The following is a 13065-nucleotide window of genomic DNA, read 5'->3' as shown; positions in this document are numbered from 1 at the left end:
AGAGTGGTGAATAAGATGAACAACTTAGAAGCATATAAGGGCGTATTTGTCTTTGCACAGCAGGTGGATAATGTTATCAGCAATATCGCTTTTGAGCTGATTGGCAAAGGTAAAGAATTAGCAAAAGATTTAGGAGTAGAGGTAACCGCTGTTTTAGTTGGTTCTGACGTTAAGGGTCTTGCAGATCAGTTAGCAGAGTACGGTGCAGACAAGGTTATCGTTGTAGACGATCCGGAGTTAAAAGAGTACCGTACAGAGCCGTACACACATGCAATCGCATCTGTTATTGAAGAGTTCAAACCGGAAATCTTCCTGATCGGTGCTACTGCAATCGGTCGTGACCTTGGTCCGCGTGTTTGCGCTAGAATCCATACAGGTCTGACTGCAGACTGTACAAAACTTGATATCGGTGATTTCCCGATGAATCCGGTTCCGGGTAGAGAGACAAAGCACAATCAGCTGCTTATGACTCGTCCGGCATTCGGCGGCAACACCATCGCTACCATCGCTTGCCCGGATTTCCGTCCGCAGATGGCAACCGTTCGTCCGGGTGTTATGCAGAAGGCTCCGAAGGAAGCTGGCAAAAAAGCTGTTGTTACTGAGTTCAATCCGGGATTCACAAAGAACAACAAATATGTTGATATCCTGGAAGTTGTTAAGGCTGTATCCAACACCGTTGATATCATGGATGCTAAGATCCTTGTATCCGGCGGTCGTGGCGTAGGAAGCCCGGAGAACTTCAAGATTCTGGATGATCTGGCAGAGGCTATCGGCGGTACCGTAAGCTGCTCTCGTGCAGTTGTAGATGCTGGCTGGAAACCGAAGGATCTTCAGGTAGGTCAGACAGGTAAGACTGTTCGTCCGAACGTATACTTTGCAATCGGTATCTCCGGTGCTATCCAGCATCTGGCAGGTATGGAAGAGTCTGACATCATCGTTGCTATCAACAAAGATGAGTCTGCTCCGATCTTCGATGTTGCTGACTACGGCGTAGTAGGTGACTTAAACAAGATCGTTCCGATGCTGACTGAGAAGATCAAAGAAGCAAAAGCAGCAGCTAAGAACAACTAATTAAAATAGGAAGAAAAATCTTCTTAGCATATAGCAGTAGAGTTTTGTATGTTTTTCTCTGATAAATATATGAGACAGCGCCGGCTGGACGGATTTATTCCGCCCAGTACTCCGCAGTCCCGTGCCAGCGAGTAAAGAGAACCCTGTTTCCGAGGTGATGAACCTGGGAGGCAGGGTTTTTTTGTTTCATAGGAAATTGCGTCCTATGAAACAAAAAACGCTCCGCGAGGATGCGCCAAGGCACATTCTTTATTCTGGTCAAAAACACTTGACAGATTAAGGGGGATTACCCGTATAATAGAGTGTCTGGAATATAGATATGATTTATCTGCTATATAAGAAAATACAGGTTACTGTTCACGGGTAGGCACTTTTGGAACCGAAAGTGCCGTAAGAAAACGTGGTGGCGGCAGGAATTTGCCGGATTTAAAAGAGAAGCCACGGCAAATTCCGTTACTGGGCACGTATGTGTGAACAGTAACAAATACAGGATGGTATGATTTATGTTATTTAGTTCCCTTGTGTTCCTATGGTATTTTTTGCCAGCGGTATTTTTGCTTTATTTTATAACGAAAAATCTGCATATCCGCAATGGCGTCCTTCTGGCGGCCAGCCTCTTTTTTTATGCGTGGGGCGAGCCGAAGTATGTGATTCTGATGCTTGTTTCGATCGGGCTGAATTATTTCTTTGGATTGTGGATTGGGAGGATGCAGAGTAAACACAGAATGCGCCTTGCTGTTACAACCTGCGTGTTTTTAAACCTCCTTCTTCTGGGCTATTTCAAATATTTTAACTTCGCAGTCGAGATTGCAAATTCTCTGTTAAGCCGCTTTGCGGGCGGCGCACATACCCTTTCTTTCCGCGAGATTGCTCTTCCGGTCGGAATATCCTTCTACACGTTTCAGGCGCTTTCCTACGTGGTGGATGTGTACCGGGGGACGATTCAGGCGCAGAAAAATATCTTTCATCTGGCGCTCTATATTTCCTTCTTTCCGCAGCTCATCGCGGGACCGATCGTCAAATATCACGATGTCTGCGAACAGATTGGGAACCGGCAGTGTACGGCGGAGGGGATGGCGTATGGAATCAAGCGCTTTTCCTACGGACTGGCGAAAAAAATGTTGTTTGCTAATACCTTTGCGGCGACGGTGGACTGGATGATGGAGAAACCGCTGGCACAGCTGGGAACGGTCAATGCGTGGATGTTGGCGGTTTTGTACACACTTCAGATTTATTTTGATTTTTCGGGATATTCGGATATGGCGATCGGATTGGGAAAAATGTTTGGATTTGATTTTATGGAGAACTTCAATTATCCGTATATCTCTACCTCGATCCGCGAGTTCTGGAGACGCTGGCATATTTCACTCTCGACCTGGTTTAGGGAATATCTTTATATCCCGCTGGGCGGCAACCGGAAAGGGCAGGTGCGGACGTATGTTAATCTGCTGATTGTCTTTTTTGCGACCGGGCTCTGGCATGGCGCTGGGGCAACCTTTATCATCTGGGGATTGTACCATGGGCTGTTTCTGGTGGTGGAACGCATGGGACTTGGGAAGCTATTGGAGAAGAACTGCTTCCGGGGACTGAATCACATCTATACGGCGTTGGTTGTAGTGGTTGGCTGGGTGTTCTTCCGCGCCGATACGCTGGCGGATGCGAAAGTGATCCTGCATCAGATGTTTACCTGGGAGAACGGCATCTATCCGGCATCGCTGTTCGTGAATCCGAAGGTGATTTTTCTTGCGGTGCTGGGCGTGCTGCTTTCGGGCATCGCGCAGAGTATATGCCCGAAGCTGCGGGAGCATTTGTATGAGAAAGAAGTGACAAAGACAGTGGATATTGTGATTATGGCTGTGCTGCTGTTTTTGTGTACCATGTATCTCGTCAGCAGCACGTATAATCCGTTTATTTATTTCAGGTTTTAGATCCAGCCGCCGTCCAGTTGAATTATCTGTCCCGTTAAATAGGAGTCCTCGCTCCCCAGCTGGTATGCCAGTTTTCCGACTTCCTCGGCACGCCCCATACGTCCTGCTGGAATTTCTTCCAGCAGGGCATTCCGTTCTTCTTCATCGAGAAACTGGTTCATTTCGGTGTCAATAGCGCCGCAGGCGATCGCGTTGACCTGGATGCTGCTCGGCGCAAGTTCCTTCGCGAGGGCGCGCGTCATGGCGTTGATGCCGCCTTTGGTGGCAGAATAGGCGACTTCGCAGGAAGCGCCGCAGACGCCCCAGACGGAGGAAATATTGAGAATGCGTCCCGATTTGCGTGACACCATCATCGGAACGGCGAGGCGGCAGCAGTTGAAGACGGAGGTCAGGTTGGTATTGAGAATGTGGTTCCATTCGTCCGGCGTCATATCCTGGAACAGACCGATGTAGGAAATCCCTGCATTGTTGACGAGGACATCCAGGGAACCGAAGCGCTCCCGGATCGCGTCAAACAGGCGGGAACAGCTCTCAAAATCGCCCGCATCGCCCATCCAGGCAAGGCAGGAAACGCCCAGCGCTTCAATTTCGCGCTGGGTCTTTTTTAATTCTTCTTCCCGCCTCAGGCAGGTAATCACGACATCCCAGCCGTTCTTAGCGTAGGTTAATGCAATCGCTTTCCCGATTCCGCGGGAAGCGCCGGTTACGAGGATAGTTTTATGATTCATGGCAGTAAACTCCTTATATGCGAATGTTTTTGAGAATTGCGGGAGCACGCAGTGCAGAGCAATTCGGTATCAGAGGGGTCAAAAGCTTTTGACCCCAACATCATATTTGATTGAATTATAGCATGTATTTAAAATTCATGAAATAGTTTCATTTTTCCGCCTGTCATAAAATCGTAAGAAATTTTCATCCATTTTTTGCTCTTCTGAGTGTTTTACAGCATTGTATGAAAGTGCCAAAATGTGTTATACTAAAACCAAATGGATCTGACACAGTGATAGAGCGGATCAATTACCGAACAGATTCGGAAGAAAGGAACTGTATACCATGTATGATATAATAATCATTGGTTCCGGACCAGCTGGCTTGAGTGCGGCGATTTATGCACAGCGGGCATGTCTGGATACGATTGTGATAGAGAAGAATGGAATCAGCGGCGGACAGGTGCTGAATACCTGGGAGGTGGACAATTATCCGGGATTTCCGGGTGTGACCGGCTTTGAGCTTTCCAGACAGTTCCGGGAGCATGCAAACAAGCTGGGAGCAAGAGTTGTACAGGATGAGGTCGTGCAGGTCGAGCTTTCAGGAAATGTGAAGAAAGTAGTCTGCGAGGAAGAGACGTATGAGGCACGCTGTGTGATTCTGGCATCCGGAGCACATCACAGGACGTTGGAGGTGCCGGGAGAAGAGGAACTTCGCGGGGCAGGCGTTTCATACTGCGCGACCTGCGACGGGGCATTTTTCCGGGGAAGGACGGTTGCCGTTGTGGGCGGCGGCGACGCGGCGCTGGAAGATGCAATTTTTCTTGCACGGATGTGTGAAAAAGTATATATCGTCCACCGCAGAGACAAGCTTCGCGGGGCAAAACGGCTGCAGGAGCGCTTACAGGCGCTTGAAAACGTCGAATTTGTCTGGAACAGTGAGACGGCTGCGATTGAAGGAAATGGTCAGGTGGAGGCGTTGCGGCTGAGACAGACCAAAACTGGAGAAGAGAAGCGGCTGGACGTGGATGGCGTCTTTATTGCGGTCGGAATCGCACCGGAGAGTGAACTGTATGCGGGTCAGTTAGAGCTTGATGAGCAGGGCTATATCCGGGCGGATGAGAGCGGTCAGACGAGCGTTCCGGGCGTATTTGCAGCCGGAGATGTCCGGACCAAGGCGCTACGCCAGATTCTGACAGCGGCATCGGACGGTGCAAACTGCGTGGCATCTGCAGAGCGATATCTTCAGGCATAACTCATTTTTAACATAGAAGAAAACAGAGTAACTGTTTAGTAGGTCTGCGCATTTACTGCGCTGACCGTACGAAAACATGGGTCAGCAGGCAAAAATCCCATTGCCGTAGGCAATTTTTAATGGATTTTTGCGCGTGACTGTGAAGGTACTGAACAGTTACAGTTTGAGATAAAACGACGGAACAGAACGGACAGAAGAGTAGGAGGTCCTTATGAGAAAAACGCTGAAATTTCTGATAGCATCAGGGGCGTGCCTTGTGATGGCAGGGACGGGACAGATGAGCGCCCAGGCGGCGATGAATCTGGAGACGGATGCCCCGGTCGCTGGTGCGTCAGTGGCGATCAATAATTACTATGCGAGCAGCTTGAACCCGGAAAAAGAGCTGGCGGAGGCATTTGCTTCTAAAGAAGTTCTGGCAGTGGCGGGAGCCGGTCAGACGGGCGTGACAGGCGGCGCGCAGACAGCCAAACCGGCACAGGTGGCAGCAGAGACGAAAGCCCAGCCAAAGGAGACAACTGGCGAGACTGAGGCGGTTGTCCGCGCGATGTCCAAGTCGATCTACGATAATATCGCGATTTCCCGTGTGACCAATTATGTCAATGTTCGCGCACAGGCGAGCACAGGCAGCGAGGTAGTTGGAAAGATTTACAATAACTGTGCGGCGACAATTCTGGACACGGTGGACGGCGAGGGCGGCAAATGGTACCATATCCAGTCGGGTTCCGTGACCGGTTATATTAAAGCACAGTATTTTGTGACCGGTGAGGAGGCGTCCAAGATTGCCAAGGAAGTCGGCACAACCTACGCGAAGGTTACAAATACCTCTACGCTTCGCCTGAGAGAGACGCCGAGCTTAGAGGGCAAGACGCTGGATCTTCTTTCTGCCGATGCAGAGTATGAGGTGATCGGAGAAGAGGGCGATTTTGCCAAGATTTCCGTCGATAATGATCTGGTCGGATATGTGTATAAAGATTATATTACGACACAGGTAGACTTTAAGCAGGCAGTTTCCGTAGCTGAGGAACAGCAGCAGAAAGCTGAAGAAGAAAAACTGAAACAGGAAGCGAATGCGGCGATCGAGAACCTGGAACAGGTAAAGAAGAAAGCCGAGGAAGAGTCGAGGGCAGCGGAAACCACGGCAGCGGCGAAGGAAACCACGGCAGCGGCCAAAGAGACGACCAAAGCACCGGAGACTTCCTACAGCGGAACAATAGAGGCGAATCCGAGCGAAAGCAAGGCAGCTGGGACGACAGCGGCAGCCAAGGAGACGACAAAGGCAGCTGAGACGAAAGCGCCGACTACCGCGGCAGCGACGAAAGCGACCACTGCAAGCGGCGTTGGACCGGGCGGCGGACCAGGCACAGGCGGTACGTCCTCTTCTGGAAATGAAGTAACAAATGCTACCCGTTCTGCGGTTGTGGCATATGCAAAGCAGTTCCTTGGAAATCCGTATGTATACGGCGGAACCAGTCTGACAAACGGCGCGGACTGTTCCGGATTTACAATGAGTGTATTTGCACATTTCGGTATTTCAACCGGACGAAGCTCGAGAGATCAGGCGGCAAAGGGCAAGGAGGTTGCGGTCAGCGCAGTACAGCCGGGCGATCTGCTTTTTTATGCGAGCGGCAATTATATCAATCACGTAGCACTTTACATAGGCAATGGACAGGTTATCCACGCAAGTACGGCAAAGAGCGGCATCAAGATTTCGCCGTCCAACTACCGAACACCGTGTAAGGCAGTTTCATTCTTAAATTAGTAAACGCAGATAAAGGAGTATATCGGTTCTTACGGAACGATTTCATATCCGTAGGGCGCGGTGGGAATACCGCAAAATTACGTTGCCAGCGGGGCAGAAGATTTCTGATCGGTGAGACAAGCAATTTTGCGGTATTTTTTCATTTTCATAGGAAAATGTGTGCACTCGCGCGAAGAAGAATTATGTCGCAGGCGACCGCGCGAGGCGCGAGAATGTGCCAAGGCACATTCTTTTTCATAAAAAAGGAGAAAAATCATGGCAGAATTAAGAGAACTTTCCGTAAACCAGTTCGTAGAAGAAACTGCTTCGAAGGCGTCCGTACCGGGCGGCGGAAGCGTGTCGGCGCTGGTGGGGGCGCTGGGTGCGGCATTGATGGAAATGGTGGCAAATCTGACGATCGGAAAGGAAAAATATGCCGGGGTGCAGGAGGAAATGCAGGCGCTGGCAGCTGAGGGCGCTGCGCTGCATGAGGAGCTGCTGGCGGGGATCAAAAAGGACAGCGAATCGTTCAATGGATATATGAGAGCGCTGAAGCTTCCGAAGGAGACGGAAGAGGAGAAAAAAATCTGCACTGCCGCCCTGCAGCAGGGGTTAAAAGAGGCAACCGAAGCGCCGCTTGCGATTGCGGAGTCAGCGGCAAAGATTTTTCCGATGGCGGAAGCGGTCGTAAAGAGAGGCAATAAAGGTGCCGTTTCTGACGGTCTGATTGCGGCGATGTTAGCCCGGACAGCGGTTGTGGGTGCCCTCTTTAATGTGAAGATCAATCTGGCATCGATCAAGGACGAAAGTTATGTATCAGAACTTGAGAAAAGAGTAGAAAAACTGGAATCGGATGCAATTTTTTGTGAAAAATCAATTTTGTGTCTTTCCAAATTGTCAGACACAGTATATAATAGATAACATTCACAGCCTTTCTGGGAAATTCACAGGGGGGGATCATCTTTACAGCAGATAAAGCAGATAACATTCACTGTGTGGAAACTGACCGGAACAGGCAAAACCGCAAAAACAGGGAGGTACAGGAGTAATGATGACAGATATTGAGATTGCACAGGCAGCGAATCCACTGAAAATCGGTGAGATTGCACAGGCAGCAGGCGTAGACGAGAAGTATCTGGAGCAGTATGGAAATTATAAGGCAAAGGTAGACTACAGTCTTCTGAAGGAGACCGAGGGCAAGGATGGAAAACTGATTCTGGTGACCGCGATCAACCCGACTCCAGCCGGAGAAGGAAAGACCACGACCACGGTCGGTCTGGCAGACGGATTGAAACGTCTTGGCAAAAAGGTAACCGTAGCGCTTCGTGAGCCGTCGTTGGGACCGGTCTTTGGTGTCAAAGGTGGTGCAGCTGGCGGCGGATATGCACAGGTCATTCCAATGGAGGATATCAACCTCCATTTTACCGGTGATTTCCACGCGATCGGCGCAGCAAACAACCTGCTGGCAGCGATGCTGGACAATCATATCTATCAGGGCAATGCACTCCGCATCGATCCGAAGCGTATTACCTGGAAGCGTGTTGTCGATATGAATGACCGTCAGCTCCGCAACATCGTAGATGGTCTGGGACGCCGCGTGGATGGCGTGACCCGTGAGGACGGATATGACATCACGGTTGCCAGCGAGATCATGGCAGTTCTGTGCCTGGCACGCAATATTACGGATCTGAAAGAACGCCTTTCCAAGATTATCGTAGGTTATACCTATGACGAGGAACCGGTCACTGCCGGTGATCTGAAAGCAGCGGGCGCGATGACGGCTCTTTTAAAGGATGCCCTGAAACCAAATCTGGTACAGACCTTAGAGCATACACCGGCATTTATCCACGGCGGTCCGTTCGCGAACATCGCGCATGGATGTAACTCCGTCATTGCGACAAAGATGGCATTAAAGCTGGGTGATTACACGATCACAGAGGCTGGCTTCGGCGCCGACCTGGGTGCGGAGAAATTTCTGGATATCAAGTGCCGGATGGCAGAGCTGAAACCGTCGGCGGTCGTTGTAGTAGCGACGGTACGTGCCCTGAAGCATCACGGCGGCGTGGCGAAGGCTGACTTAAACGCAGAGAATCTGGAAGCGCTGGAGAAGGGACTTCCGAACCTGATGCAGCATGTAGAAAATATTACCAAGGTATATGGACTTCCGTGTGTCGTAGCGATCAACCGCTTCCCAATGGATACCGAGGCAGAATTAAAGCTGATCGAGGACAAGTGCCATGAGGTCGGTGTCAATGTGGCTCTGTCCGAAGTATGGGCGAAAGGCGGCGAAGGCGGCGAGGAGCTGGCAAAAGAAGTCATCCGCCTGTGCGAGACTGAGAGCAATTTCCACTACTGCTACGAGACCGATACAACCATCGAGGAGAAGCTGGATGCGATCGTGAAGAAGATCTACCACGGCGACGGCGTTGTACTCACGGATGCAGCAAAGAAACAGGCAAAACGCCTGACTGAGCTTGGATTTGGTAACTATCCGATCTGTATGGCGAAGACGCAGTACAGCTTTTCGGACAATGCGAAGCTGCTCGGCGCACCGAAGAACTTTACAGTAACTGTCCGCAACCTGAAAGTATCCGCGGGCGCAGGCTTCATCGTTGCGCTGACCGGCGACATCATGACAATGCCAGGACTTCCGAAGGTGCCGGCGGCAGAGAAGATCGATGTCGATGAGAATGGACGGATCACGGGTCTGTTCTAAGAAAAGAAATAGGATATGAATGGAATTTAACACAACGCAAAAAGGGGAACTGCCACATGGCAGCTCCCCTTTTTGCCAGGAAACTTGTCTACTTATAGTACGAAGCGATGAATTAAAATTCTGGTTCGATCAATCCGTAGGTGTTGCCTTTACGTTTGTAAACAACATTGACCTGCTCGGTTTCGGAATTCAGGAATACATAGAAGCTATGTCCTAAAAGTTCCATTTGTACACAAGCCTCTTCCGGATCCATCGGCTTCATAGCGAATTTCTTTACTTTGACGATATCTACTTCGTCGTTGGAATCATACTCTTCATTTATGAAGAGGTCAGAGAATGCAACGGCTGCCTGTTTCTTGTCTACGATTTTATTCTTATATTTTTTGAGCTGACGCTCGATGATTTCTTCTACCAAATCAATCGATACATACATATCGTTGCTTTCCTGCTCGGCACGGATGATGGTGCCTTTGACAGGGATGGTAACCTCGATCTTCTGACGATCTTTCTCAACCGTAAGTGTGATATTCACTTCGGTGTCCTGATTAAAGTATCGCTCTAACTTTCCGATCTTCTCCTCTACAGCTGCTTTTAACCCCGGGGTAACATTGATATTTCTTCCAGTAATCTTATAACGCATAATCATCGCTCCTTTTTATTGGGATGGCTATAGTATACCACTTTTGGATGTTAAATTCAACCTTTTTCGCAAAATTGTCAACACAATTAATTGGAAAACAGGTCGAAATACTGTGTCGTTTGATTTTTCACGAATTACTGTTGTTTTATAAGGGAGTTGCGCGCGGTTTGTGCGGCGGACAATGAAATATTAAAAAAGAGTCTTGCAGGATAGGGCGGAATGGGTGTGTTTTTGCAACAGAAAAAGGTCGAAAAAGCTAGGAAAAACGGGGGTTTGGAGGCAATGCGAGGGTTCTTCATTTGTCAATAGATCTGCTTGTATTTTTGGAAGAAATATGCAAGTTTATGAGATCTGAACAAAAAAGAAATCAAAATGCGCCGGGGAAAACGGGGGCTTCGTGAACAGATGGAAATTGTGGATAATGTGGATAAGTCGGTGTAAAACTCCATTTTCCCTAAAAAAGGGAGAAAATGGGTGTGCAAAACTTATCCACAAAACTGGGGACAAAATGTGGATAATGTGGACAACAAGAAAGTCGAACATATATTTTGTGCAACTTGTCTGGTTTACCATAAAGTTGGCGGGATGGCAGAAGAAAAAACGTTTTACCTGGGTAGGCAGGGAGGCGGCGTTTTACAGCAGGCACCCTGAACGGGAGCGAAGCAGGGTGGCATTTAGAGAAGTTCCAGAAACTTCTTGACCTGCGGAAGCCGATCACTGGTGGGCTGGCAGAGCAGATACGTATTGCGGACGAAGGGCGTGCCATCCTGCCAGAAAAGTGCCTCGGTGTAGCCGTCAAAATTATTCAGGCAGATGGACGGCAGGATACTCCAGCCAAGCCCATACCGCACCATTTCCTTGCAGGTATCGATGCTGTCGATCTGGAAATTCCGTCGGATGCCGGTCAGTCCACGCGCTTCGAACCAGGAGAAAAGCTGGGAATTTAAGCCGGAGTCGGTGTTGTGGCTGATGTACGGATAGTCGGTCAGAGGACGCCCGGCGTCCTCGCGGCTGCAGATCAGGCACATGGGTTCGGAGGCGAGAAGAATCTTTTTGCCGTCCCAGTTATATTCGCCGCGCAGGATGGCGAGGGAGATTTCTTCTTTGCAAAGCATCTTGTAGAGCTGGCGGCTCTGCTCGGTCGTGATATGCACCTCTACTTTGGGATAGCGGTCTGTGTAGTCCTTGAGGATTGCCGGGAGGCGGTAGTGGGCATAGTTCAGAGAACAGCCGAGTCGCAGCGTGCCGCAGATATAGTCCTGGCTGGCGGCAGCGAGTTCTTCCATCTGCTCCATATTTTTTAGGATCGTGCGGGCGCATGGCAGCAGGCTTTCGGCTGCCGGGGTGAGGAGCACGCCGCGCTTGGAACGGATGAGCAGCGGACAGTGCAGTTCTTCTTCCATCTTCTGAATCCGCTTGGTGATGGCAGGCTGTGTCATATAGAGAGACTGCGCCGCCTTTGTTATATTTTTGTGCTGGTCGAGCGCCAGCAGCAGTTCATAATCACGTTTATCCATATCGAACTCCTTATCATTCCAAATTGTTATGAATCTTGATAAGATCATACCATTTTACAGCGGATGGGGCAATGAGTTATAGTATGTATAAGGAAAAATTAATAGTAGGTTGTAACTGTTCACAGGTGGGGATTTTTTTGAACTGAAAATTCCGTACGATACAGGGCAGGGGCGAAGGAAAACTTCGTTTAAAATTTTGTGGCTGATTTTCCGCCAGCCGCACCCGAAATTCAGAGGCGGACGCAACGCCAACGCCTCAGAAATTTGGGCACAACTGACAAAAAATCATCTCGCAAAATCAAACACAGAAAGATTCCGAGAGTACATTTATAGGAGAAGGAGGAGAATTATGTACATGAAAAAATATCCATGTGTCTACATGAGAGGAGGTACCAGCAAAGCGGTATTTTTCCACGAGAAGGATCTGCCGGAGGATAAGAGTCTTTGGGATGATATTTTCCTGAAAGTCATGGGTACCCCGGATGTGAAGCAGATTGACGGCATGGGAGGAACGGTTTCTTCGACCAGCAAGATTGCGATCATTGCACCGTCCGACAAGCCGGGCGTGGATGTGGAATACACATTCCGTCAGGTGGATATCGTGATTCCGAGAGTGGACGGAAGTGCAAACTGCGGAAACATCTCATCGGCGGTTGGTCCGTTTGCGATTGATGAAGGTCTGGTTCCGGCGGTTGAGCCGATCACGGTGGTGCGTGTGTTAAATACGAACACCAATAAGATCATTGAGGAACATGTCCGCGTTGAGGATGGCCATGCGATGGTACACGGCGACGAGGTGATTCAGGGGGTTCCGGGAACAGGTTCCCGCATCGATATGTATTTTGAGGATCCGGCTGGTTCCAAGACCGGAAAGCTGTTCCCGACCGGGCAGAAAAAAGAGGTATTCGATGTACCGGGATATGGTCCGGCGGAAGTGACTGTACTTGATTGTTCGAACCCGATGGTATTTATCAAAGCATCGGATCTGGGAATTAAGGGATCCGAGCTTACGGAACTGAATCAGAATAAAGATGTGATGGAACACATCGAGCGTATCCGCGGCATGGCGGCAGTGAAATGCGGTTTCGTGGAGAACTGGGAGGACGCGCGGACGAAATCGACGTCGGCTCCGAAGGTTTCCATCGTCTCTGCTCCGCAAGACTACATCAATATGGATGGAAATGAAGTAAAAGCGGATACGATGGATCTCTGCTGCCGGGCGATCTCGGTCGGCGCACTTCACAAGGCGTACCCGATGACTGTAGCAGTCGGAACAGGCGCAGCAGCACGGATTTCAGGCACAATCGTCAATGAGATTGTCAACCCGGCGCCGGATCAGGATATTATCCGTCTGGGACATGCGAGTGGCGTGACCGAAGTGGATGTTAAGATGGACGGCGAAAAAGTCATCAAGGGCGGCGTGACACGGACGGCGAGACGTATCATGGACGGCTGGGTGTATGTGAGAGACTAATGCAAGAAATGAAAATGGA

Annotated in this window: 10 protein-coding genes; 7 read left to right on the top strand and 3 right to left on the bottom strand. The window is 49.7% G+C overall.

Going from position 1 to position 13065, the window contains the following annotated elements; all coding sequences use genetic code 11:
- Nucleotides 1–15 precede the first annotated feature (15 nt).
- Both DWV73_RS05750 and DWV73_RS05745 read left to right on the top strand, forming a co-directional pair.
- The gene (locus tag DWV73_RS05750) at nucleotides 16–1071 is read left to right on the top strand and encodes an electron transfer flavoprotein subunit alpha/FixB family protein (protein WP_117796101.1); all 1056 of its coding nucleotides are present in this window, start codon (nucleotides 16–18) and stop codon (nucleotides 1069–1071) included.
- Nucleotides 1072–1625: 554 nt separating this feature from the next.
- Nucleotides 1626–2999: an MBOAT family protein gene (locus DWV73_RS05745; RefSeq protein ID WP_347472208.1), complete on the top strand. Its 1374-nt coding sequence runs from the start codon at nucleotides 1626–1628 to the stop codon at nucleotides 2997–2999.
- Here the strand turns inward: DWV73_RS05745 and DWV73_RS05740 are convergent.
- On the bottom strand, nucleotides 2996–3727 hold the full coding sequence (locus DWV73_RS05740) for an SDR family oxidoreductase (RefSeq protein WP_107001365.1): 732 nt from the start codon (nucleotides 3725–3727) through the stop codon (nucleotides 2996–2998). The two genes, DWV73_RS05745 and DWV73_RS05740, sit on opposite strands and share 4 nt — an antisense overlap.
- Nucleotides 3728–4043: 316 nt before the next feature.
- On the opposite strand from DWV73_RS05740, the gene trxB reads away from it, so the two are divergent.
- The 4 genes from trxB (at nucleotide 4044) to DWV73_RS05720 (ending at nucleotide 9415) form a co-directional block, all read left to right on the top strand.
- Nucleotides 4044–4961 carry a thioredoxin-disulfide reductase gene (gene trxB / locus DWV73_RS05735; RefSeq protein ID WP_117796099.1) on the top strand — a complete coding sequence of 306 codons (918 nt, stop codon included), beginning with the start codon at nucleotides 4044–4046 and terminating at the stop codon, nucleotides 4959–4961.
- A gap of 211 nt (nucleotides 4962–5172) precedes the next feature.
- Nucleotides 5173–6720, top strand: a complete 1548-nt coding sequence (locus DWV73_RS05730; RefSeq protein WP_117796098.1) for an SH3 domain-containing C40 family peptidase — start codon at nucleotides 5173–5175, stop codon at nucleotides 6718–6720.
- Between the two features lie 255 nt (nucleotides 6721–6975).
- Complete coding sequence (locus DWV73_RS05725) at nucleotides 6976–7620, top strand: cyclodeaminase/cyclohydrolase family protein (protein WP_117796097.1); 645 nt, start codon at nucleotides 6976–6978, stop codon at nucleotides 7618–7620.
- Between the two features lie 127 nt (nucleotides 7621–7747).
- Complete coding sequence (locus DWV73_RS05720) at nucleotides 7748–9415, top strand: formate--tetrahydrofolate ligase (protein ID WP_117796096.1); 1668 nt, start codon at nucleotides 7748–7750, stop codon at nucleotides 9413–9415.
- A 112-nt stretch (nucleotides 9416–9527) separates the two neighbouring features.
- On the opposite strand, the gene raiA is transcribed toward DWV73_RS05720, so the two are convergent.
- Nucleotides 9528–10055, bottom strand: a complete 528-nt coding sequence (gene raiA, locus DWV73_RS05715; RefSeq protein WP_022360630.1) for a ribosome-associated translation inhibitor RaiA — start codon at nucleotides 10053–10055, stop codon at nucleotides 9528–9530.
- A 674-nt stretch (nucleotides 10056–10729) separates the two neighbouring features.
- Entirely contained in the window at nucleotides 10730–11572 is an 843-nt protein-coding gene (locus DWV73_RS05710) for a LysR family transcriptional regulator (protein WP_117796095.1), read from the bottom strand.
- A gap of 355 nt (nucleotides 11573–11927) precedes the next feature.
- Here DWV73_RS05710 and DWV73_RS05700 point away from each other — a divergent pair, with 355 nt between their 5' ends.
- Nucleotides 11928–13046, top strand: a complete 1119-nt coding sequence (locus DWV73_RS05700) for a PrpF domain-containing protein (protein ID WP_207661056.1) — start codon at nucleotides 11928–11930, stop codon at nucleotides 13044–13046.
- Nucleotides 13047–13065: the final 19 nt, after the last annotated feature.

It is taken from the genome of Clostridium sp. AF12-41, from assembly GCF_003461685.1.
In the GTDB taxonomy this organism is placed as follows: Bacteria; Bacillota; Clostridia; order Lachnospirales; family Lachnospiraceae; genus Otoolea; species Otoolea fessa.
This window is presented reverse-complemented; position numbering and strand designations above follow the sequence as displayed.